The organism is Streptomyces sp. NPDC006450, from assembly GCF_040612195.1.
Lineage (GTDB): Bacteria > Actinomycetota > Actinomycetes > Streptomycetales > Streptomycetaceae > Streptomyces.
On the sequence record NZ_JBEXPT010000095.1, the window covers coordinates 1 to 20,891 of the forward strand.

The 20,891-nt window shown below is 72.4% G+C and carries 22 protein-coding genes and 1 pseudogene; 9 read left to right on the forward strand and 14 right to left on the reverse strand.

Going from position 1 to position 20,891, the window contains the following annotated elements:
- Positions 1-343: 343 nt before the first annotated feature.
- A complete protein-coding gene (locus ABZY57_RS24155; RefSeq protein ID WP_356515207.1) occupies positions 344-496 on the reverse strand; it encodes a DUF2191 domain-containing protein in 153 nt (50 codons plus the stop codon).
- A 100-nt stretch (positions 497-596) separates the two neighbouring features.
- Positions 597-1,049, reverse strand: coding sequence for a DUF4442 domain-containing protein (locus ABZY57_RS24160; RefSeq protein WP_356515168.1), 453 nt, complete (start codon positions 1,047-1,049; stop codon positions 597-599).
- A 95-nt stretch (positions 1,050-1,144) separates the two neighbouring features.
- Between ABZY57_RS24160 and ABZY57_RS24165 the strand changes: the two genes are divergently transcribed.
- Positions 1,145-2,203 (forward strand): hypothetical protein, encoded by a 1,059-nt coding sequence (locus tag ABZY57_RS24165; RefSeq protein WP_356515170.1) that lies wholly within the window; start codon positions 1,145-1,147, stop codon positions 2,201-2,203.
- A 70-nt stretch (positions 2,204-2,273) separates the two neighbouring features.
- The gene (locus tag ABZY57_RS24170; RefSeq protein WP_356515172.1) at positions 2,274-3,668 is read left to right on the forward strand and encodes an MFS transporter; all 1,395 of its coding nucleotides are present in this window, start codon (positions 2,274-2,276) and stop codon (positions 3,666-3,668) included.
- Between the two features lie 84 nt (positions 3,669-3,752).
- Here ABZY57_RS24170 and ABZY57_RS24175 read toward each other — a convergent pair whose 3' ends face one another.
- The 4 genes from ABZY57_RS24175 to ABZY57_RS24190 all read right to left on the reverse strand — a co-directional run bounded on the left by ABZY57_RS24175 (position 3,753) and on the right by ABZY57_RS24190 (position 7,819).
- Positions 3,753-4,544 carry a fused MFS/spermidine synthase gene (locus tag ABZY57_RS24175; RefSeq protein WP_356515209.1) on the reverse strand — a complete coding sequence of 264 codons (792 nt, stop codon included), beginning with the start codon at positions 4,542-4,544 and terminating at the stop codon, positions 3,753-3,755.
- Positions 4,545-4,611: 67 nt separating this feature from the next.
- Positions 4,612-5,547 (reverse strand): patatin-like phospholipase family protein, encoded by a 936-nt coding sequence (locus ABZY57_RS24180; protein WP_356515211.1) that lies wholly within the window; start codon positions 5,545-5,547, stop codon positions 4,612-4,614.
- Positions 5,548-5,649: 102 nt separating this feature from the next.
- Positions 5,650-6,828, reverse strand: a complete 1,179-nt coding sequence (tuf, locus tag ABZY57_RS24185; RefSeq protein ID WP_356515174.1) for an elongation factor Tu — start codon at positions 6,826-6,828, stop codon at positions 5,650-5,652.
- 265 nt (positions 6,829-7,093) lie between these two features.
- On the reverse strand, positions 7,094-7,819 hold the full coding sequence (locus ABZY57_RS24190) for a DNA alkylation repair protein (protein WP_356515176.1): 726 nt from the start codon (positions 7,817-7,819) through the stop codon (positions 7,094-7,096).
- Between the two features lie 49 nt (positions 7,820-7,868).
- Here ABZY57_RS24190 and ABZY57_RS24195 point away from each other — a divergent pair, with 49 nt between their 5' ends.
- The 5 genes and pseudogenes from ABZY57_RS24195 (at position 7,869) to lnt (ending at position 12,143) form a co-directional block, all read left to right on the forward strand.
- Positions 7,869-8,606: a TVP38/TMEM64 family protein gene (locus tag ABZY57_RS24195; RefSeq protein ID WP_356515178.1), complete on the forward strand. Its 738-nt coding sequence runs from the start codon at positions 7,869-7,871 to the stop codon at positions 8,604-8,606.
- Positions 8,607-8,654: 48 nt separating this feature from the next.
- Entirely contained in the window at positions 8,655-9,533 is an 879-nt protein-coding gene (locus tag ABZY57_RS24200) for an undecaprenyl-diphosphate phosphatase (protein WP_356515180.1), read from the forward strand.
- A gap of 125 nt (positions 9,534-9,658) precedes the next feature.
- Positions 9,659-9,835: a hypothetical protein gene (locus ABZY57_RS24205; RefSeq protein WP_243339660.1), complete on the forward strand. Its 177-nt coding sequence runs from the start codon at positions 9,659-9,661 to the stop codon at positions 9,833-9,835.
- Positions 9,836-9,904: 69 nt separating this feature from the next.
- Positions 9,905-10,384 carry a nuclear transport factor 2 family protein gene (locus ABZY57_RS24210; protein ID WP_356515182.1) on the forward strand — a complete coding sequence of 160 codons (480 nt, stop codon included), beginning with the start codon at positions 9,905-9,907 and terminating at the stop codon, positions 10,382-10,384.
- 61 nt (positions 10,385-10,445) lie between these two features.
- A pseudogene (lnt, locus tag ABZY57_RS24215) lies at positions 10,446-12,143 on the forward strand (apolipoprotein N-acyltransferase).
- On the opposite strand, the gene ABZY57_RS24220 reads toward lnt, so the two are convergent.
- Positions 12,067-12,972, reverse strand: a complete 906-nt coding sequence (locus ABZY57_RS24220; RefSeq protein ID WP_356515213.1) for a Gfo/Idh/MocA family oxidoreductase — start codon at positions 12,970-12,972, stop codon at positions 12,067-12,069. The pseudogene lnt and the gene ABZY57_RS24220 overlap by 77 nt on opposite strands.
- Positions 12,973-13,054: 82 nt before the next feature.
- Here ABZY57_RS24220 and ABZY57_RS24225 point away from each other — a divergent pair, with 82 nt between their 5' ends.
- Positions 13,055-13,582 (forward strand): DinB family protein, encoded by a 528-nt coding sequence (locus ABZY57_RS24225; RefSeq protein WP_356515184.1) that lies wholly within the window; start codon positions 13,055-13,057, stop codon positions 13,580-13,582.
- Between the two features lie 72 nt (positions 13,583-13,654).
- A complete protein-coding gene (locus tag ABZY57_RS24230; protein WP_356515186.1) occupies positions 13,655-14,242 on the forward strand; it encodes a hypothetical protein in 588 nt (195 codons plus the stop codon).
- 94 nt (positions 14,243-14,336) lie between these two features.
- On the opposite strand, the gene ABZY57_RS24235 is transcribed toward ABZY57_RS24230, so the two are convergent.
- The 7 genes from ABZY57_RS24235 to ABZY57_RS24265 form a co-directional block, all read right to left on the reverse strand.
- The gene (locus ABZY57_RS24235; protein WP_356515188.1) at positions 14,337-14,843 is read right to left on the reverse strand and encodes a hypothetical protein; all 507 of its coding nucleotides are present in this window, start codon (positions 14,841-14,843) and stop codon (positions 14,337-14,339) included.
- 96 nt (positions 14,844-14,939) lie between these two features.
- A complete protein-coding gene (locus tag ABZY57_RS24240; RefSeq protein WP_356515215.1) occupies positions 14,940-15,608 on the reverse strand; it encodes a uracil-DNA glycosylase in 669 nt (222 codons plus the stop codon).
- Between the two features lie 181 nt (positions 15,609-15,789).
- Entirely contained in the window at positions 15,790-17,373 is a 1,584-nt protein-coding gene (locus ABZY57_RS24245) for an ABC transporter substrate-binding protein (RefSeq protein ID WP_356515190.1), read from the reverse strand.
- Between the two features lie 152 nt (positions 17,374-17,525).
- Positions 17,526-18,287, reverse strand: coding sequence for an SDR family oxidoreductase (locus ABZY57_RS24250; RefSeq protein WP_356515192.1), 762 nt, complete (start codon positions 18,285-18,287; stop codon positions 17,526-17,528).
- Between the two features lie 20 nt (positions 18,288-18,307).
- Positions 18,308-19,069, reverse strand: a complete 762-nt coding sequence (gene fabG, locus ABZY57_RS24255; protein WP_356515194.1) for a 3-oxoacyl-ACP reductase FabG — start codon at positions 19,067-19,069, stop codon at positions 18,308-18,310.
- A gap of 247 nt (positions 19,070-19,316) precedes the next feature.
- Positions 19,317-19,700 (reverse strand): DUF3037 domain-containing protein, encoded by a 384-nt coding sequence (locus ABZY57_RS24260; protein WP_356515196.1) that lies wholly within the window; start codon positions 19,698-19,700, stop codon positions 19,317-19,319.
- On the reverse strand, positions 19,697-20,536 hold the full coding sequence (locus ABZY57_RS24265; RefSeq protein ID WP_356515198.1) for a HipA family kinase: 840 nt from the start codon (positions 20,534-20,536) through the stop codon (positions 19,697-19,699). Before ABZY57_RS24265 ends, ABZY57_RS24260 begins: the two co-directional genes overlap by 4 nt.
- Positions 20,537-20,891 lie beyond the last annotated feature (355 nt).

Consider the following 20,891-nt stretch of genomic DNA (forward strand, 5'->3'; position numbering starts at 1 on the left):
GGCCGCGCCGAGGGCGGCGCCCATCGCCCCGAGGAGGCGCATCGCACGGCGTCTGGACACGGCCTCGCTCATGGGCGCTCCCTGCGGCGTGGGCATCGGCGTCAGGTGGCGGGAGCGGCCCGCGCCGGACCGCTCCCGCCGCCCACTGTGCGCCGACCGCCGCGCGGGCCCGCTTCAGGCGCGCCACCGCGACGCCGATGTTCAGCCCTGCGGCGGCTGCCGCCCGGGGCCGGCCGTCCGGCGGCTGCCATCCGATGTTCAGCTGTCCGGCGGGCTGCCGCCCAGGGCCGGCTCTCCGCCGCAGCCACCCGATGTTCAGCCCTCCGGCGGCTGCCGCCCGGGATCAGCCCTGCGGTGGCTGCCCGCCGGGGTCGGCCTCGCGCCGGGGCTCGCTCTGGAGCTGGACCCGCGCCTCGGTGCGGTGGCCGCGCTCGACGTAGTCCCGTACGACGGCCTCCACCGCGTCCTGGGGCGACCCGATCCCGGCGAGGACCATCACCTCCACCACGAGCTCGGCGTCGAGACTGATGCTGATCCTGGCTCGGCCCGGCACGGGACCCCCTCCATCCGTCGTCGGAGGAGGGACTCTAGTGGGGTCAGGCGTTGGGGCGCAGGGTCCAGACCACGGTCATCTCGCCGGTCACTGCCTCGTCCTCGCGCTGGATGGCGATGGTGACGGGGAATTCGGGACGGCCGCCCGCGTCGAGTTCGGCGACGACGTCGGCAGCCGGCCGGCCGAGGGTGGCGGTGGCCGTCACGACGCCCTTGGCGAGCTTCTTGTAGCCGATCTCCGCGCTCACCGCGAGGGGCACGGCGCGCGAGAGCTGGTCGCCGAAGGCAGCCAGGACGATCGCGCCGCTCGCGGACTCGGCGAGGGTGAACATGGCGCCGGCGTGCGGGCCGCCGAGGTGGTTGTGGAACTCGGGCTGGTCCGGGAGCCGGACGACGGCACGCTCAGGGGTGGTCTCCAGGAACTGGAGGTTGAGGGTCTTGGCCATCGGCACGGTCGCGGCGAGCAGTTCGCCCACGTTCATCAGTTCAGCGCTCATGCGACTTGATGTTACCCGCGAGTAGTAGGCATTGGCCATACCCGTACGGGGGCGGCCGTGGCTCCCCGCTCCCGCTCCCACTATCGTTACCGGCCATGTGGCCAGGACAGCAGCAGCCGCCCGGGGGAGAACCCAACCCCCAGGACGCGCATCAGAACCCGTACCAGCAGCAGCCGGGAACGCCGAACCCGTACCAGCAGCAACCGCCGACGGTGGCGTACGGGGAGCAGCAGCCCGGCTACGGGTACCCGCAGCAGCCCCCCGCTCCCCAGGCCTGGGGCCAGCAGCCCCCGACCGTTCCCGTACCCCAGTGGGGCGGCACCCCGCCGCCCACGCCCCCGCGCGGCGGGAGCCCGTTCTCGACCAGGACCGTGGCCATCGTCGCGGCCTCGGCCGTCGTCGTGGCGGCCGCCGCCACCGGGGCGTTCGTCCTGACCCGGGACGACAAGAGCTCCAACCAGGCGGACGACAAGCCGAGCTCCTCCCCCTCCGCCCCGGCCTCCTCCCCCGCGGCCGCCCCCGCGAGCCCGGGCGCCAACCCGCGCGGCGGCGCCGACGCCAAGCCGGTCGTCCCCGGCTGGAAGGTCGTCCTCAACCCGAAGCACGGCACCGCCTTCGACGTTCCGCCGGACTGGGACGTCAAGTCCTCGGGCCTGTCCATCGGCTTCGAGGACCACGCCAAGAAGGACGGCACGCCCCTGGTCATGATGGGGGCGCCCGCCTTCCTCAAGGAGGACTGGTGCAAGGTCGACTCCGACAAGGACGGCAAGGAGGAGTCGACCGAGCTGGCGGGCGTCGGCACCAAGGGCGGCATGGGCGCGAAGGGCACCGCCGAGGCCGCCTACAACGAGGCCGGCAACTGGGCCTACTCCGCGTACGCGCAGAAGGGGCCGAAGGGCACCACCAAGATCGCCGAGGCGAAGGAGTACACGACCTCCTCCGGCCTCAAGGGCCACATGGCGACCGCGACCGTCAGCGGCCTGCCCAAGGAGAACAAGTGCTCCACCGACGGCAAGTCCGTCGCCTTCAGCTTCACGACCGCCAAGGGTGACATCGCCAGCTGGGTCCTCTACGGCGTCGCGGGCGTCCCGGGCGAAGTGAGCCAGGAGACCTACGAGAAGATCCTGAGCAGCGTCCGCCTCAACGCGGGCTGACCTCTCCAACTCTCCCTCCCGGTCCGGAAATCCATTTGGATTCCCGGCCCGGGACGGGGATAGTCCGGAGGTGAGCTCTCCCTTCTCCTCCCCTGGTACCGCTCCTCCGTCCTCCGCGCGCCGGAGGCCCGAGTGGGCCGGCCGCAACTACACCCTGCTGACGGCTGCCGCGGTCATCACGAACCTCGGGAGCCACGGAGCGCTCATCGCGACCGCCTGGGCAGTTGTCGAGGCAGGCGGCTCCGCCGGCGACGTAGGCCTGGTGGCCGCCGCCCGTACGCTGCCGCTCGTCCTCTTCCTGCTCATCGGCGGAGCCGTCGCCGACCGGATTCCCCGCCACCACGTCATGGTCGCGGCCAATGCCCTCAACTGCCTCTCGCAGGCCGTCTTCGCCGTCCTCGTCCTCACCGGCGATCCGGAACTGTGGCAGATGATGCTGCTCACCGCGCTCTGCGGCACCGGCACGGCCTTCTTCAACCCGGCCGCCGAGGGCATGCTCATGGCCACCGTCTCGGGTGCGCAGGCCAACCGCGCCTTCGCCCTCTTCCGGATGGCGATGAACGGCGCCGGGGTAGGCGGAGCCGCCCTCGGCGGAGCCATGGTCGCCTTCCTGGGCCCCGGGTGGGTCCTCGCCGTGGACGCGGCCGCCTTCGCCGCGGCCGGAGCCCTACGGGCCTTCCTCGACGTCGACCACATCGCCGAGCGCGCTCCCGGCGGCGGCCTGCTGTCCGATCTGCGCGAGGGCTGGGTGGAGTTCAGGAGCCGCCCCTGGCTGTGGAGCATCGTGCTCCAGTTCTCCGTCGTCGTGGCAGTCGTCGGCGCCGCCGAAGCGGTCTACGGGCCCCTGGTCGCCCTGGAGCAACTGGGCGGGGCGGCTCCGTGGGGCCTGGCCCTGGCCTTCTTCGGTCTCGGCACCATCGGCGGGGCCGTCCTGATGATGTTCTGGAAACCGCGCCGCCTGCTGCTGGTCGGCACCCTGTGCGTGTTCCCGCTGGCGCTCCCCTCCGCGGGGCTGGCGGTACCGCTGCCGGTGTGGGGGCTGTGCGCGGTGATGTTCGTCAGCGGCGTGGGCATCGAGGCGTTCGCCGTGAACTGGATGACGACGATGCACCAGGAGATCCCGGAGGAAATGTTCTCCCGCGTCTCCGCCTACGACTGGTTCGGCTCGCTCTCGATGCTCCCGTTGGCCACGGCGATGGCCGGCCCGGTCGAATCCGCGATCGGCCGCACATCCGCCCTCTGGGGCTGCGCGGCCCTGGTGGTCCTCGTGACGGCCGCCGTCCTCCTGGTCCCGGACGTCCGCCGCATGACCCGCAAACGGCCCGCCGCCCTCACCAGATCGAGCCCCGCCGAAGCCAGCCCTGCCAAGTCCGGGCCCACCGGCTCCGGGCCCACCGGCTCCGGGCCCGCCGAACGGGGCCCGGTCCAAGCCGACTCCGCCGGATCCAGCCCCGCCGGCGTGTGAGGCGCGGGGTCCGGGGCGCAGCCCCGGGGAACGGAGGAAGGGCGGATAGGGGACAGGGGCCCCGCGCAGCGGCCGGCAAGCCCCTCAGCCGAGGCTGAACGCCCCCTCCGGCGGCTCGGGCGAAGCCACCGCATCGGCGTCGGCCACCGGCAGGGCCCCCCGCATCAGCCGCGCGAGGGCCGCCCCGGCCTCCACCCGCGCCGGAAAGGCGTCACCCGCGCACACCCGTGAAAGCTCCGCCACCGGCAGATCCCGCGCCGAAGCCAGCAGCACCGCGTTCCCGAAGCGCCGCCCGCGCAGCACCCCCGGCTCCGCGATCAGCGCCAACTCCCCGAAGGCCGCACCGAAGTTCGCGAGCTGCCCCCGCAGGAACGCGAACGGCGCCCCGTCGGCGAGGTTCGCCACGTAGACCCCGCCGGGCCTCAGGACCCGCGCCACCTCGCGCGCGTACTCCACCGAGGCCAGCGAAGCGGGCACCCGGGACCCCCCGAAGACGTCCCCCACCACCACGTCCGCGCTCGCGTCCGGCGCCGCGGCCAGCCAGGCCCGCGCGTCGGCGACGTGCACCGTGATCCCGCTCCCGGCCGCGACCGGCAGGAACTCGCCGACCAGTGAGACGAGCCCGGCGTCGAACTCGACCACGTCCTGCCGCGACCCCGGCCGGCCCGCCGCCGCGTACCGCGGGAGGGTCAGCGCGCCGCCGCCCAGGTGCAGCAGGTCCAGCGCGGCTCCCGGCTCGCCCACGCAGTCCAGGACGTGCGCGAGGCGGCGCACGTACTCGAACTCCAGGTGCTCGGGGTCGTCGAGGTCCACGTACGACTGCGGTGCCCCGTCCACGGTGAGCAGCCAGGCCCGCTCCCGGTCGATGTCCGGCATCAGTTTGGCCGTGCCCTGGGCCACGTCCCGGATCACCGGGATCTGTTCGTCACTCACCGGACCATTGTCAGGCTCCCTGGGCTCCCTGGGCTCCTTGGGCTCCTTGGGCCCCCTGGGCCGCCCACACCTCGCGCGCCTGCTCCACGTGCTCCGCGGCCTGCTGCAGCCCCGCCCGCGCGGCGGGATCGCGGCGCGCGGGGTCCAGTACGTTGCGTCCGAAGACCTTGCGGGCCTGCGGCGACGGGGTGATCAGCAGCACCTTCGCCCCGGCCTCCCGCAGCCGTGCGGCCTGCGCCGCGGGCGAGGGGATCAGCCCGGCGCCCATGGTCATCGGCGCGAGGATGACCACGCGGGCGTAGCCGGAGGCGAGGTCGGCGTTGGCCGCGGAGCGGATCCCGCCGTCAACGAACCTCCGCCCACCTACCGTCACGGGCGGCCACACCCCGGGTACGGCGCAGCTCGCCGAGACGGCGTCGACCAGCCCGGCAGCGCTCCCGCGCTCGAAGGCGGCGAGCTCGCCGGTCAGCGCGTCCACCGCCGCGACGACCAGGCGCCGCTCGGGCCAGTCGTGCGAGACCAGCCGGGCTTCCAGCACCTTGCGGCGCACCGCCTCGGGCTCCGTGTCGGCGGCGAGCGCGAAGGCGCCGATCCGGCGCCGGTAGGACTGCGCGTCGCGGGAGCGGACCATGGCGACGGCGTACCGCCCGATCAGGGCGGACCCCAGCCTCGCGGGGAGTTCCCCGCCGGGGTCGCCGAGCTGGCGCTCGTACAGCTGCTGCGGGGTGAGCAGTCCGGAGGTGAGCTGCGCGCCGACGACCGAGCCGGCCGAGGTCCCGACGACGAGGTCGGCTCCGGTGAGGTCGACGCCCGCGCCGGCGAGCCCGTAGAGCATCCCGGCCTCCCAGCCGACACCGGTGAGCCCGCCGCCGCCGAGCACCAGAGCCGTGCCCTTGCCTTCCCCGCTGCCGCCGACCGTGCCGCCGACCCTGCCGCTGTCTTCCATGCCGCCGTCTTCCACGAACCGCTCTCTTCCCCACAGACCAGTGGTGACGGCAGTCTGGCGCACGCCGACCACCGCCACCACCACCGCGGGTCTACCGGGCCGCTACCCGACCTCGGTGACCGTCCCGGCCCCGACCGTGCGCCCGCCCTCGCGGATCGCGAAGCCGAGCCCGCTCTCCAGCGGGACGTCCCGTCCGAGCTCCACCGTCATGGTGACCGTGTCCCCCGGTTGGGCCCGGCCCGCCTCGCCCAGGTCCACGTCTCCCACCACGTCGGCGGTGCGGATGTAGAACTGGGGCCGGTAGCCGGTCGTCACCGGCGTGGTGCGGCCGCCCTCGCGGGCGGACAGCACGTACACCCGCGCCGTGAAGCGGCGCCTCGGTACGACGCTGCCGGGCGCGGCCACCACGTCGCCGCGGCGCACCGCGTCGCGGGGCACCCCGCGCAGCAGCAGCGCGACGTTGTCCCCGGCCTCGGCGCAGTCCATCGGCTTCCCGAAGGTCTCCAGCCCGGTGACCACGGACTCCACGGCCGCGCCGTCGCCGCCGAGCAGCGCGACGCGGTCGCCCATGGCCACGGTGCCCCGCTCGACGGCGCCGGTGACGACGGTGCCGCGCCCGGTGATGGTCAGGACGTTCTCGACCGGCATCAGGAACGGCGCGTCGGTGTACCGCACGGGCATGGGCACGTACGTGTCCACGGCGTCGAGCAGGGTCTCGATCGACGAGGTCCAGCGCGGGTCGCCGTCGAGCGCCCCGAGCCCTGATACCCGTACGACCGGGGCGCTGTCCCCGCCGTAGCCGTTCGCGGTGAGCAGCTCGCGGACCTCCAGCTCGACGAGGTCGGTGAGCTCGGGGTCCCCGGCGTCGGCCTTGTTCAGGGCGACGACGATGTGGTCGACGCCGACCTGCCGGGCGAGGAGCACGTGCTCGGCGGTTTGCGGCATGACCCCGTCGAGGGCGGAGACGACGAGGATCGCCCCGTCGAGCTGGGCCGCGCCGGTGACCATGTTCTTGACGTAGTCGGCGTGGCCGGGCATGTCCACGTGGGCGTAGTGGCGGGTGTCGGTCTCGTACTCGACGTGGGTGAGGTTGATGGTGATGCCGCGCCGGGCCTCCTCGGGGGCCCGGTCGATCCTGTCGAACGGTACGAAGGAGGCGCCGCCGCGCTCGGCGAGAACCTTGGTGATGGCGGCGGTCAGCGTCGTCTTGCCGTGGTCGACGTGACCCATGGTGCCGATGTTGAGGTGCGGCTTGGTGCGCACGAAGGCCGTCTTGGCCATGATGTCTTCCCGTGTGGTCCGAAGCTGGAATTACGGGACCCCCTGAGCGAACCGACCCTCCCCCTGCGGGGTCCGCCGGACGATCCGGGAAGGGTCAGCTTCGTGCGCCGCCGAATGCGAGCGCGCCTGCCGCGAGTTCTGCGGGGACGGCAGCCTTCGGCGCGTCCGCGACTGCGGACGGCGCTGCGGGGAAGGCGTGCCTGGACATGGGCCCGATCCTGCCGGAGCGGGCGCGGCGGGGCCAATGAATTACCCGGCGCGGGCCCTACGCCCCGCCGATGTTCTTGAGCGCTTCGCGCACCGAGAGCGGGGACAGCGACTGCCGCTCGGCGGTGACGAAGGCGCGTACGGCGCCGGGGTCCGTCTTGGCGTACTCGCGCAGGGACCAGCCGATGGCCTTGCGGACGAAGAAGTCGGGGTGGCCGCTCTGCTGGCGGCAGTACGCGAAGAGCCGCTCGGTGTCGGTCGCGGACTTGTAGCGGAGCTGGTGGAGCAGGGCGGTGCGGGCCACCCACAGGTCCTCGTCCCCGATCCACTCGTCCATCACGGCGGCGAGCGCCGGGTCCGCCGCCACGAGCGGGCCGACCGTGTGCGCGGCGAGCAGGTCGACGGTGTCCCACCAGGGGTCCGTCACGATCAGGTGCCGGACCACGGGCAGGAAGCCGGAGGAGCAGCGGGAGACGTGCCGGCGCAGGTAGTCGACGGCGTAGTACCGGTACTCACGCTCCGGAAGCTCCCAGCAGCGCAGCGCGAGGGCGGCGCAGTCCGCTTCGGACGGTTTCGGGGTGTCCTTGGTCACGGCCCTCGACAGCTCGCGGCGCAGCGGGGTGGGGATGCCGAGGAAGGGCGCGACGCCCTTCATGTACGCGGCCATGGGCCCGGCGCGCTCCACGTCGGCCGCGGCTGCGTACGTCTGCGTCAGCCGCGCCTCCAACAGCTCGGCGAGGGGGCTGTCCGGAACCTGCGGTGGCCGCCCGTCGTTCGACTGCATGAGGCCCAGATTACGGCGCCCGGCCAGGAGGGTCGGCTAGTCTCCCGGAATGTCCCTCCTCCTGGCGCCGTGGACGCGGCTCTCGCTGCTCGTCGTGCTGCTCCTCGCGGCCGGCGTCTGCGTCGTGCTGTACGAGCCCCAGCGCCTGCTGTCGGAGGGCTGGCCCCCGGGACTCCCGGTGGGCACCGCGGTCCTGCTCTTCGCCGCGGCGTACGGGGTGTGCACGGCGGCCCTGGTGCCGCGCCCCCTGCTGAACCTGGCCTCCGGGGCCCTCTTCGGCTCGCAGTTCGGCCTGGTCGCGGCGGTCGGCGGGTCGGTCATCGGCGCGGGGATCGCCTTCGGCCTGGGCAGGATGATGGGCCGTGACGCCCTGCGTCCGCTGATCCGCGGCCGGTGGCTGAAGGCGGCCGACGACCAGTTGGCCCGGCACGGCTTCCGCTCGATGCTGGCGGTCCGGATCTTCCCCGGGCTGCCCTTCGCGATGGCCAACTACGCCGCCGCGCTGTCCCGCTGCGGCTGGCTCCCCTTCCTCCTCGCCACGGCGATCGGCGTGGTTCCGAACACCGCCGCGTACGTGATCGCGGGGGCCAGCGCCTCCTCCCCGACCTCCCCCGCGTTCCTCGCCTCGTTCGGTTTCATCGCCCTCTCCGCGGTGGGTGCGGCGGTCGTCGCCTGGCGCAAGCGGCACCGGCTGGCGCCGGTCCGGAGGCCCGAGCGCCCCGTGCCGGCAAGGGAACTGACGGCCGTGCACCCCCCTGTGGTCACGGCCGCACCCCACGGGCCCTAGCATCGGACGCGAACTGCCCGACGATCACAAGGACGAGCGCACCCCGACATGAGCTGGTTCGAATCCCTAATCCTCGGTCTCGTCCAGGGGCTTACGGAGTTCCTCCCGATCTCCTCCAGCGCCCATCTGCGGCTGACCGCGGCATTCGCCGGCTGGCACGATCCGGGAGCGGCCTTCACCGCCATCACGCAGATCGGCACCGAAGCCGCCGTACTGATCTACTTCCGCAAGGACATCGCGAAGATCATCTCCACGTGGTTCCGCTCCCTGTACACGAAGGCGCTGCGCTCCGAGCAGGAAGCCAAGATGGGCTGGCTGGTGATCGTCGGCTCGATTCCGATCGGTGTCCTCGGCCTCGCCTTCAAGGACCAGATCGAGGGCCCGTTCCGCGACCTGCGACTGATCGCCACCACCCTCATCGTGATGGGCCTCGTGCTCGGCTTCGCCGACCGGCTGGCCGCGCGCGACGAGGAGGGCGGCCGGCACCGCGCCATCCGTGAGCGCAAGACCCTGAAGGAACTGGGCGTCAAGGACGGCCTCATCTTCGGTCTCTGCCAGGCGATGGCCCTGATCCCGGGTGTGTCCCGGTCGGGTGCGACGCTCTCCGGCGGTCTGCTGCTGGGCTTCACCCGCGAGGCGGCCGCCCGCTACTCCTTCCTCCTCGCCATTCCGGCCGTGCTGGCCTCCGGCCTGTTCGAGATCAAGGACGTGATGGAGAACCCGGGCCACATCGCCTGGCCCGAGACGATCTTCGCGACGGTCGTCGCCTTCCTCGTCGGCTACGCGGTCATCGCCTGGTTCATGAAGTTCATCTCCAGCAAGAGCTTCATGCCGTTCGTGATCTACCGGGTCCTGCTCGGCATCCTGCTGTTCGTCCTGATCGGCATGGGTGTCCTCAGCCCCCACGCCGGCGAGTCGGCCGGCTAGTACGGCCGGTGCGGCTCCCGCCCCACCGCTTCGCACGAAATCGAAGGCCGCCCGGGAACGTTCCCGGGCGGCCTTCGCGTCGTTGTGCTGGGAGAGACCTGAAGGCGAGCAGCAGGGGGTGTCCCATGGGTCGAGTGGTGCTGGAGCGGTTTCCCGCCGGAAGTCCGAGGGGGAGTTGGCCGGCCGAGGAGTACGCGGCGCAGCGGATGCGCGAGGGCGTGCCCGCGGAGGTGGTGATGGATCTGGCCAGCGATGCGTACCTCGTGGTGGTCCGTCCCCGGGAGGCGCGTTCCGGTCACTGACCCGGGACCGGAAGATCCGGGCCGCGCACGCCCCTTGGCCTCCGCGCCCCGCACCCTCACACTGACCCGATGACGCAGCGTGTGGACCTTGCGGGCGTGATGGACCGACTGGCGATCGACGAGCTGGTCACGGGATACGCCATCGCCGTGGACGACGGCGACTGGGATGCCTACCGCGCCCTGTTCGCCCCGGGCGGGCGGGCCGACTACACCTCGGCAGGCGGGATCGAGGGGCCGGCCGGGGAGGTCGCGGACTGGCTCGCCGAGACGATGAAGCTGTTCCCGGTGCGCCAGCACCTCATCGTCAACCGGCTCGTCCGGATCCCCGACCAGGGCGGCTCCCCCGGTGACACGGCGGAGGTCCGGGCCGACTTCCTCAATCCCATGCGGCTGGCCGGGGAAGAGCCCGACGAGGGCGGCCCGGCCGTCACCGCGCCCAACTTCGTCGCCGCGGGGCGCTACACCTTCGCCGTCGCCCGGACCGCCCGCTCCGGGTGGCGGCTCGCGCGGGTCACCGTCCACGAGAAGTGGCGGCACATGTCGTTCTGATGGTTCGACCGGCTGGGCTGATCCACACTGGAAGCGGAGGCCCTACGTGGTGCGAGAGGTCTTGACGGTCTCGAAGCGGGCCCCGTGGTGGCGTGCGGTGGCGGCGGTCACGGCGGGAGCCCTGCCCTGCCTCGCCTTCCCCTCCCCCGCGCTGTGGTGGTTCGCCTACGTCGCCCTCGTGCCCTGGATCCTGCTGCTGAGGTCGGCACCCACCGGCCGGCGCGCGGCCCTGGAGGGCTGGCTCGGCGGCGCCGGCTTCGTCGTCGCCGTCCACCACTGGCTGCTGCCCAGCCTGCACGTGTTCCTCTTCGCGGTGGCGGCGCTCGTGGGGCTGCTCTGGATCCCCTGGGCGCTGCTGGTGCGGGAACTGCTCGGCGGGCTCCCGGGACCGGGGCGGGCGGCGGCCGCGCTGGTCCTCGTACCGGCGGGCTGGCTGCTGTCGGAGCTGGCCCGGTCCTGGCAGGGGCTGGGCGGGCCGTGGGGGCTGCTCGGTGCCAGCCAGTGGCAGGTGGCGCCCGCGCTGCGGCTGGCTTCGGTGGGCGGGGTGTGGCTGGTCGGCCTGCTGGTCGTGGCGGTGAACTGCGCGCTGGTGCTGCTGATCACGGCGCCGCGGGCGCGGGCGGCGGCGCTGGCCGGGGTGACGGGCTGCGCGGTGCTGGCGGGGGTGGTGTGGCTGTGGGCACCCCGCCCGGAACCGGCGGGCTCCCTGCGCGTGGCCCTCGTACAGCCTGGCGTGCTCCCGGACTCCCCGGACAGCGCCGAGCGGCGGTTCGCCCTCGGGGAGCAACTGACCGGAACCCTGGCCGGACAGCGGTCCACGGGGCCCTCGGCCGGTCTCCGACCGGACCTGGTGGTGTGGGGGGAGAGCAGCGTCGGCGCGGACCTGACGGCCCGGCCGGACCTGGCCCGGCGGCTCACCGACCTGTCGGTGCGGGTCGGGGCCCCGCTCCTGGTCAACGTGGACGCCCGGGGCGCCGACCGGTCCGGGATCCGCAAGTCGGCGGTGCTCGTCGGCCCCGGCGGCCCTACCGGTGACCGGTACGACAAGATGCGCCTGGTGCCGTTCGGCGAGTACGTACCGGCCCGCGCGCTGCTGGGCTGGGCCACCTCGGTCGGCAAGGCGGCGGGAGAGAACCGCGTCCCGGGCAGCGCGCCGGTCCTGATGGACCTGCCCGGCCGGGCGGGCGTCCGCCTCGGCCCGCTGGTCTGCTTCGAGTCGGCGTTCCCCGACATGAGCCGCCACCTCGTCCGCGAGGGCGCCGCCCTGCTGGTCGGCCAGTCGGCCACGTCCACCTTCCAGGACAGCTGGGCACCCGCCCAGCACGCCTCGCTCTCCGCGCTGCGCGCCGCCGAGACCGGCCGTCCCATGGTCCACGCCACCCTCACCGGCATCAGCGAGGTGCGCGGCCCGTCCGGCGAGCAGATCGGGCCGGCGCTGTCCACGGCGGCGAGCACGGCGCGGGTGTACGAGGTCCCGCTGGCGCGGGGCACGACCCTGTACGTCCGCTTCGGGGACTGGCCGGTGGGCGCCGCGCTGGCCGCGCTGGCCGTCTACGGTGCGGCTGCGGGCACCCGCTCCGTGCGGCTGCGCGGACGCGCCGGGGCGCCCACCGGGACCCCACGGACACCGCCCGGGTGACCGGCCGGGCTACCGCCCGGCCCGCCGTCCGCGAGGCGGCCGCTCAGGAGGCCTGCTCCAGAGCCGAGCGCACCACCCGCTCGCACAGTTCGTGGGTCAGCAGCGCGTCGCGGGCACTGAGGGTCGTACCCGCGGCGACGGCCTCCAGGAAGGCGTCGACGACCTGCTCGATACCGCGCTGGCGGGCCACCGGCACCCAGTCCCCGCGCCGCCGGACCGTGGGCTGGCCCTTGTGGTCGATGACGTCCGCGAGGTTGACGACCTGGCGCTTGGTGTCCTGCCCGGACACCTCCAGCACCTCCTCCGTGGACCCGGAGAGCCGGTTCATGATGCCCAGCGCGGTGAAGCCCGTACCGGACAGCTGGAGCACCACCTGGCTCATCAGGCCGTTGCGCACCACGGCCCGTACGTCGACCTGGTCGGCCTCGCCGGGCAGCAGGAAGCGCAGGGTGTCGACGACGTGGATGAAGTCGTCCAGGACGAAGGTCCGGACGTCCTCGGGCAGGCCGACCCGGTTCTTCTGCATGACGATCAGGTCGCGCGCGTGGTCGGCGCACTGCGCGTAGCCGGGCGCGTGGCGGCGGTTGAAGCCGACGGCGAGGGAGACCCCGCGCCGCTCGGCGAGTTCGACCAGGCGGCGCGATTCCGCGAGCTCGTAGGCGATCGGCTTGTCGACGTACGTCGGTACGCCCGCTTCCAGCAGCCGTTCCACGATCTCGGGGTGGACGGCGGTCGGGGCGTGCACGAAGGCCGCGTCGAGCTTCTGCGCGAGCAGCGAGTCGAGGTCGGTGTGCAGGCGCTCGGCCGGGACGCGGTGCTGGGCGCCGACCCGTTCGAGGGTGGCCGGGGTCCGGGTCTGCAGGTGCAGTTCGAGCCCCGGGCGGGTGGTCAGGACGGGCAGGTACGCCTTCTGCGCGATGTCGCCGAGTCCGATGCAGCCGACCTTCACCGGGACCTCCAGGTTCGTTCCTTGTGGGAGTACGCAGCCTAATCGCTGGTGACCACAGCCGTGTTCGACCAGGATGAGGCCCATGACGATCATCAGTAACGGATCCCACCGCTCCGAACCCTCCACCACCGCCGACGAGCGCGAGATGCTCGACGGCTGGCTCGACTACCACCGCTCCACGTTGGCCTGGAAGTGCGAGGGACTGTCCGACGCGCAGCTGCGCACGACCCCGCTGCTGCCGTCCGAGCTGAGCCTGCTGGGGCTGGTGCGCCACATGGCCGAGGTGGAGCGGTACTGGTTCCGGGAGATCATGCTCGACGAGGACCTGCCCGAGCTGTTCTGCACCGGCGACGACCCTGACGGGGACTTCCACTTCGCCGACGCGGACACCTGGGCCGAGGCCGAGCAGGTGTGGCAGACCGAGATCGAGCTGGCCCGGCAGGCCGCGGCCGGCCACTCCCTGGACCTCGCCTCGAAGCCCGAGAGCCACCGCCGGGGCGAGGTGTTCAGCCTGCGCTGGGTGTACACCCACATGATCGAGGAGTACGCGCGCCACAACGGCCACGCGGACCTGCTGCGGGAGCACATCGACGGCGCCACGGGCGAGTAGCCGTCACCCGTGCGGGGTGAATATCGGCTCCGGGTTTTCCGGGCGGGGTCCTCGCACAGCAGAGTTGTGTGGGTGCATCCAACCCGAACCACGACAAAGCTGCTGCTCGGCGTCGCCTGTGCGGTCTCGGCCGTCTCCGGCTGCGTGAACGTGAGCCCGGCCCCCCTGCAGCCGGCGGCCGCCCCCGGCTCCTCGGGGGCGCCGCCCCGGCACGATCCCCGCGGCGGGCCCGGGGCCGCGCCGGTGGTCGTCCGGGCACCCGCCCTGGAGGCGCTGGAGGCCGTGGAGGCCGTGCCGGGACGGCCGGCCGGGCCGACCCCTTCCGCTTCCGGCCGGGCGGCCGTCCCGCGGGCGGGAGTCCCGGCCGAGCGGGCGGCGGGGGGCCGTCGTCCGGGATCCCGCGGAGCCCCGGCGGCCGGCGCGCCGGTCCCGGACATCCCGGAGCCCCGGAAGCCCGGCGGGCACCGCGACCACGCCGACGGGCGTCCGGGCGCGCAGCACCCCGGCCGGCCCCGTTCCGAGGGCGGCGAGGTGCCGCGCGAGCTGGTGCGGGAGCTGCCGGTGCGGCCGGCCGACGTGTGCGCCCTGGGCCACCGGCACGGGCACTGGCACCCGGACAGCCCGGAGGCCCGCATCTGCGCGGGCGTCCAGGGCGGCTGAGGGCCCGGCCCCGCCCCGCCCCTGGTCCGGCCGGCTCTCGCCGGGACCCGTTCCTCCGGGTCCGGCTCCGGCTCCGGCTCCGCAACCTCTCCCGCTACTGGTTCTGCTCCGGGAACGGTCGGGGCGCATCCCCCGGTTCCGCCGCCAGGCGGCGCTCCAGGCGGGAGATGGCGGCCCGTACGCCGTTCCCGTACCCGTCGTCGGCCAGGGCCCCGGTGGCGGCGCGGGCCCGCGCCAGGTGGATCCGGGCCGCCTCGGGACGCCGTAGCTTCACGTAGTCGGCGGCCAGGCTCAGGTGCAGCGACGGGTAGAAGACCCGGACGGCCGTGGGCGGGCCGACCCCGTCGTCGGAGCCGTCGGCGTGCGCGGCGGTCAGGGCCCGCAGGTCCCAGGCCAGCTCCTCGGCGGGGTCGTCCTGCGCGTCGGCGAGGTAGTGCGCGAGCGTGCAGCGGTGCAGGGAGTCGCCCTCCGTGCCGATCTCGGACCAGATCTCGCCGAGCCGGTTGCGGGCCTCCTCGCGGTCGCCGGCGTGCAGCAGGATGACCGCTTGGCCGATCCTGGTCATGACGGCGTCCTCGGACGCCTCCTGCTGCTCCGTCAACGCGGCCTCCGGCTCGTTCCCGTCAGACCTGCTCCGGTCCGATCGTCACGACGCTAGCCGGAGGCACCCGCAATGCCGCCTAGGCGCGGTCGCACATCAGCCCAGGTCCGGGATCCGCCAGTCGATCGGCGCATGGCCCTGGGCGGCGACGGCCTCGTTGATCTGGGTGAACGGCCGGGAGCCGAAGAACTTCTTGGCCGACAGCGGGGAGGGGTGGGCCCCCTTGACGACGGCATGCCGCTCCTCGTCGATCAGCGGGAGCTTCTTCTGCGCGTACGCCCCCCAGAGGACGAAGACGGCCGGGTCGGGGCGGGCGGCCACCGCGCGGATCACCGCGTCGGTGAACTTCTCCCAGCCCTTGCCCTTGTGCGAGTTGGGCTCCGCTTCGCGGACGGTGAGCACCGCGTTGAGCAGCAGGACGCCCTGCTCGGCCCACGGCATCAGGTACCCGTTGTCCGGGATGGGGGTGCCGAGCTCTGCGTGCATCTCCTTGTAGATGTTGCGCAGCGAGGGAGGGGTCTTCACGCCGGGCTGCACGGAGAAGCACAGCCCGTGGCCCTGGCCCGCGCCGTGGTACGGGTCCTGGCCGAGGACCAGTACCTTCACCTCGTCGAACGCCGTGGCCTCCAGGGCCGCGAAGACCTGCTCGCGGGGCGGGTAGACCGGCCCGTTCGCCCGCTCCTTCTCGACGAACTCGGTGAGTTCTTTGAAGTAGGGCTGGTCCAGTTCCCCGCCGAGGACGGGGAGCCAGGACTCGGGCAGCATCTGGGTCACGACGACAACCTCCGGTACACGTTGTTCGAGACTTCACGTCTGCGCGTTCTCCGCGCTCGCGCAACTGCTTCGCGCGACGGATCAAGAACTTACCGGTGGCCACTGACAACGCGGCGCCCGCCCGCCCCGCCCGGGTGGGCGGTGCGGACGGGCGGGGCGGCGCGGGGTCCTGCTACCAGCTGGTCTTGCGGTACAGCTCCCAGAGCTGCATGACGGTCTGCGGGTCGAGCGCCCGCTCCGCGCCGGCGATGTCGTCGCGCGCGGCGACGTACAGCTTGCCCTGCCACAGGGGCAGCAGCCGGACGTCGTCGGCGAAGATCTGCTGGGCCTTCTCGAACTCGTGGATGCCGGCCGACCGGTCGCTCTCGCGGCGGGACTTGGGCAGGATGACGTTGAGGATCTCGGCGGACTCGTACGGGGTGCCGACCGCGTTCTCCTTGCCGACGAACGGCGCGATGAAGTTGTCCGGGTCCGGGAAGTCGGGGAACCAACCGCGGCCGAAGACCGGGTACTCGCCCTTCTTGTAGCCCTCCTGGAACGCCTTCCAGGGCTGCCCGCGCAGGGTGATCCTGAAGAGCCCGCTCTCGTCGAGCTGGCGCTTGAGCTCGGTGAACTCGTCCGCGGTGGAGGCGCCGTAGCGGTCGGTGGTGTACCAGAAGGTCAGGTCCACCGGCGTGGCGATCCCGGCGTCCTTGAGGGTCTTCTTGGCCTTGGCCACGTCCGGCTGGCCGTACGTGTCGTAGAACGGCGTCTTGTGACCGACGACCCCCTTGGGGACCATCGAGTAGAGCGGCTCGGCGGTGCCCTGGTAGACCTTCGAGACGAGCGCCCCGCGGTCGACGACCTGTGCGATCGCCTGGCGCACCTGGACCTTGGAGACCTGCTGGTCCTTGGGGTTGAAGATCAGGTAGCGGATCTCCGCGCCGACGTTCTCGACGACCTGGACGCCCGCGTCGTGCGAGGCGGGGGACTGGAGGTCCTTGACCTCCTCGGCGGAGAGGCCGCGGTAGGTCGCGTCGATCTCCTTGCCCTTGAGGGCCGCGATCATCTTCTTGGAGTCCGCGAAGTAGCGGATGGTGGCGCCGCCGTTGCGGCGGTTGGCGAAGCCGTTGTAGCTCTCGTTGCGGTTCAGGACGGCCTCGCTGCCCTCCTTGTACGACTCGAGGGTGAACGGGCCGGAGCCGGTGACCTTGTCGCCCTCGCGCAGCTTGTCGGCCGGGTACTGCTTCGGCGAGACCAGCGAGGCGGCCGGGGAGCCGAGCACGAAGGGGAAGGTGGCGTCCGGGGTGTTCAGGTGGAAGACCACCGTCTGCGCGTCCGGCGTCTCGATCTTGTCGAGGCTGCCGAAGAGGGCCTTGGGGCCGGACGGGGCGTCGATGGTCTTGATCCGGTCCAGGGAGTGCTTGACGGCCTTCGCGTCCAGCGGCTCGCCGTCGGAGAACTTCAGGCCCTTGCGCACCGTGCAGCGGTACGACTCGTTCCCGGAGTCGGTGAACTCACAGCTCTGGGCGGCGTCCGGCTGGGGCTTGGTGGCACCCGTGGGGAACGCCAGCAGGGTCTGGTAGACGTTCCGGTAGAGCTCCCAGGAGCCGTCCCAGGCCGCCGCCGGATCGAGGGTCGTGGGTGCGCTCGTCGTTCCGACGACAATCCGCTGTTCACCGTTGCCGCCGTCGTCCGAGAACAGGCCGCATCCGGAGAGCAGGGATATGGACGCAAGGGCCGCAGTGATCTGCAGGCATCTGGTCCGGTTGAACACGTGCACGCTCCTCGATCAGCCAGGGGTGCGGCAGACCCTACCGCAGAGCATCACGAAACCAATGGGTAGGTTTCGTGAGGCACTTGACCGATTACGTGCCTATTCGGTACGCATTTGCCTCCCCTTGAGAGGCAAATGCGTCCGATTATCGGTCAGTGCACTCCGGCATTGAGGAACATTCCCCCGTCAACGACCAGAGTTTGCCCCGTGATCCATTCCGCTTGTGCAGATGTAAGAAAAGCGGCAGCCCCTCCGATGTCCTCCGGAAGACCGAGCCGGCCCAGCGGATAGGCCGCCGCCGCCTCCTGCTCACGGCCCTCGTAGAGCGCCTGCGCGAACCTGGTCTTCACCACGGCGGGCGCGATCGCGTTGACCCTGACCCCCGGCGCCATCTCGTGGGCGAGCTGGAGGGTCAGGTTGACCATGGCCGCCTTGCTCATCCCGTACGCCCCGATGAAGGGCGAGGCGGAGACACCGGCGATGGAGGCGATGTTGACGATCGCGCCGCCGTTCTCCTTCTGCCAGGCGTGCCAGGTCCGCTGGGCGAAGCCGAGCGCCGAGATGACATTGGTCTCGAAGACCTTGCGGGCCACCCCCAGGTCCAGGTCCGCGATCGGCCCGAAGACCGGATTGGTCCCCGCGTTGTTGATCAGGAAGTCGACGCGGCCGAAGGCCTCCATCGTGCGCTCCACGGCGAGGGCCTGGTGGGCCTCGTCGTGCGCCTTGCCCGCGACCGCGATCACCCGGTCCGCGCCGAGCCGCTCGACGGCCTCCTTGAGGGCCTCCTCGTTCCGGCCGGTGATGCAGAGCCGGTCACCGCGCGCCACCAGAGCCTCGGCGATGCCGTAGCCGATGCCCCGGCTCGCCCCGGTGATCAGTGCGACCTTGCCGCTGTCCGTTCCGTCGTACGTCATGACGTACACCCTGCCTTTCGTCAGCTGAGCGGGCCGCCGGCCACGTATATGACCTGGCCGGAGACGAAGCCGGCGGCCTCGCCCGTGAAGAAGGCGATGGCGTTGGCCACGTCGTCCGGGCGCCCGACGCGCTGCACCGGGATCTGGGTGGCGGCCGCGGCCTGGAAGTCCTCGAAGTCCATCCCGACCCGGGCGGCCGTGTGCGCGGTCATCTCGGTGACGATGAAACCGGGGGCGACGGCGTTCGCGGTGATGCCGAACTTGCCGAGCTCGATGGCCAGGGTCTTGGTGAAGCCCTGCAGGCCTGCCTTGGCCGCCGAGTAGTTGGCCTGGCCGCGGTTGCCGAGCGCGGAACTGCTGGAGAGGCTCACGATGCGGCCGAACTTGGCTGCCACCATGTGCTTCTGACAGGCCTTCGACATCAGGAACGCACCGCGCAGGTGCACGTTCATGACGGTGTCCCAGTCGGTGTCGCTCATCTTGAAGAGCAGGTTGTCCCGCAGCACACCCGCATTGTTGACCAGGATGGTCGGGGCGCCGAGCAGGCTCACCACGCGCTCGACGGCCGCCTCCACCTGCGCGCTGTCGGAGACGTCGCAGCCGATCGCGACGGCCGTGCCGCCCGCCGCCGTGATCGTCTCGACGGTGTCCTTGCAGGCCGCCTCGTCCAGGTCGAGTACGGCGACCGCCCGGCCTTCGGCGGCCAGGCGTACGGCGGTGGCCGCGCCGATGCCCCGGGCCGCCCCGGTCACGATCGCGACGCGCTGCTCGGTGGTGGACATGCTGGATCTCCTCGCCCTCGAAAGCGGCCCCTCGGAGGTGAGCAACCGCTTAGTAGCTTCCGCTGAGGAGACGCTAGGAGCCCTGGTACTCCGTGTCAACGGGCAGCGGATCCAGGCCCCCCGGGCCACAACCGGCCTGGCGCCACGACCAGCGCCAACCAGCCCGCCGGCGTTCGAGGCCCCGGGGTCCAGGGGCAGAGCCCCCGCAACGTCGCCGCATCCGGCCGCGCACCGGCGGGGCCCCGGCTCACCGGACCAACAGGTCCAGCAGCCGCTCCACCTCCGCCGCGGGATCGGCCGTCAGGCCGGTGTGCACCGGACCCGGCTGCACGACGGTGCTCCGCGGGGCGATCAGCCATCGGAAGCGGCGCCCCGCGTCGTCACCGGCCGCCTGCCCCGCGGACTCGCCGCCCGTGCACACGCCCTCGACCCCCCGCAGGGCGGCCCGCACGCCGGCCACGTCGGCCCCCGGATCCAGCGCGAGGAGCTTCGCCTCGTCCAGGAGCGTGCGCGCGGCGACGTACGAGCGCGCCCGGCAGTAGACGATCACGCCGGCGTTGAAACACTCGCCGCGCTCCATCCGGGGCACCACACGCACCAGCGCGTACTCGAACACGTCCCGCTTGATCACTCGCTGTCGCTCTTCATCTTCCGGGGACGGGGGTCGAGGCGGTCGGCGAGCCAGCCGGGCGGACCCGACCGGACCTTCGCCTCTGCCTCCATCGTGATCCTCTCGTGGATCGTGGCCGCGCGCGGCAGCAGGACCTCCACATAGGCGCGGCGCAGCGCGTCGGTGGAGTCGAAACCCGGCTCGTCGACCAGCCACTCGTCGGGGACGTCGGCGGCGACCTCCGTGAGCAGCTCCTCGGTGACCAGCGGCGCGAGCGCGGCCGCCGCCGCGGCGACGTCCGGCCCGACCGGGGCCAGTACGTGGTCGGAGGCGTTGTACGACTTGGCGGCGGCGCTCTCGGCGGTGGGCCAGTTGTGGTGCCAGATCATGGTGGCGCCGTGGTCGATGAGCCACAGGTCCCCGTGCCAGACCAGCATGTTGGGATTGCGCCAGGACCGGTCGACGTTGTTGATCAGGGCGTCGAACCAGACCACGCGCCCCGCCTCCGCCGGGTCCACCTGGTACGCGAGCGGGTCGAAGCCGATCGAGCCGGGGAGGTAGTCCATCCCGAGGTTCAGCCCGCCGCTGGCCTTCAGCAGCTCCTGGACCTCCTGGTCGGGCTCGCCGAGCCCGATGACCGGGTCGAGCTGCATCTGCACCAGCCGCGGGACGCGCAGTCCCAGCCGCTGGGCCAGCCGGCCGCAGATGACCTCGGCGACCAGGGTCTTGCGGCCCTGGCCGGCTCCGGTGAACTTCATGACGTAGGTGCCGAGATCGTCGGCCTCGACGATACCGGGGAGCGAGCCCCCCTCACGCAGCGGCGTGACATAGCGGGTCGCGGTGACTTCTGTCAACATCATCTCAGGCTACATGGCCCACAACCCTGCATATCCAAGGCGCCTCACAGACCGACCCGACGTTCTCCGCGCGCCCGGACCGGCCGGCACCGGGACTCGGGCGACTCCGGGTACGGAGCTCGCCCGGAGCGAGGACAGCGGGAGGGCGGATCACCCGGCGGCGCCACGTCGGGGCCCGTCGCCGCCGACGAGGGTCCCCGCCAATGCCGTCCTGCCCACTCATATGGAGTAACGTCCCCCGTGGACTGTAGACCCAGGAGTCCCGTGCGCCCTTCGCAGGACACAGAGGGCGCACCGCACATCGAGCACGTTGATATGACCGACCACCCTGCGCTTACCACGACAGCAGGCGCGG

Excerpts from the sequence above, each read along its gene's own strand:
- ABZY57_RS24155 (WP_356515207.1), bottom strand. The coding sequence starts at position 496 with ATGGTCCTCGCCGGGATCGGGTCGCCCCAGGACGCGGTGGAGGCCGTC.
- ABZY57_RS24160 (WP_356515168.1), bottom strand. The coding sequence starts at position 1,049 with ATGAGCGCTGAACTGATGAACGTGGGCGAACTGCTCGCCGCGACCGTG.
- ABZY57_RS24165 (WP_356515170.1), top strand. The coding sequence starts at position 1,145 with ATGTGGCCAGGACAGCAGCAGCCGCCCGGGGGAGAACCCAACCCCCAG.
- ABZY57_RS24175 (WP_356515209.1), bottom strand. The coding sequence starts at position 4,544 with ATGCCGGACATCGACCGGGAGCGGGCCTGGCTGCTCACCGTGGACGGG.
- ABZY57_RS24180 (WP_356515211.1), bottom strand. The coding sequence starts at position 5,547 with ATGGAAGACAGCGGCAGGGTCGGCGGCACGGTCGGCGGCAGCGGGGAA.
- tuf (WP_356515174.1), bottom strand. The coding sequence starts at position 6,828 with ATGGCCAAGACGGCCTTCGTGCGCACCAAGCCGCACCTCAACATCGGC.
- ABZY57_RS24190 (WP_356515176.1), bottom strand. The coding sequence starts at position 7,819 with ATGCAGTCGAACGACGGGCGGCCACCGCAGGTTCCGGACAGCCCCCTC.
- ABZY57_RS24195 (WP_356515178.1), top strand. The coding sequence starts at position 7,869 with ATGTCCCTCCTCCTGGCGCCGTGGACGCGGCTCTCGCTGCTCGTCGTG.
- ABZY57_RS24200 (WP_356515180.1), top strand. The coding sequence starts at position 8,655 with ATGAGCTGGTTCGAATCCCTAATCCTCGGTCTCGTCCAGGGGCTTACG.
- ABZY57_RS24205 (WP_243339660.1), top strand. The coding sequence starts at position 9,659 with ATGGGTCGAGTGGTGCTGGAGCGGTTTCCCGCCGGAAGTCCGAGGGGG.
- ABZY57_RS24210 (WP_356515182.1), top strand. The coding sequence starts at position 9,905 with ATGACGCAGCGTGTGGACCTTGCGGGCGTGATGGACCGACTGGCGATC.
- ABZY57_RS24225 (WP_356515184.1), top strand. The coding sequence starts at position 13,055 with ATGACGATCATCAGTAACGGATCCCACCGCTCCGAACCCTCCACCACC.
- ABZY57_RS24240 (WP_356515215.1), bottom strand. The coding sequence starts at position 15,608 with ATGCTGCCCGAGTCCTGGCTCCCCGTCCTCGGCGGGGAACTGGACCAG.
- ABZY57_RS24250 (WP_356515192.1), bottom strand. The coding sequence starts at position 18,287 with ATGACGTACGACGGAACGGACAGCGGCAAGGTCGCACTGATCACCGGG.
- fabG (WP_356515194.1), bottom strand. The coding sequence starts at position 19,069 with ATGTCCACCACCGAGCAGCGCGTCGCGATCGTGACCGGGGCGGCCCGG.
- ABZY57_RS24265 (WP_356515198.1), bottom strand. The coding sequence starts at position 20,536 with ATGTTGACAGAAGTCACCGCGACCCGCTATGTCACGCCGCTGCGTGAG.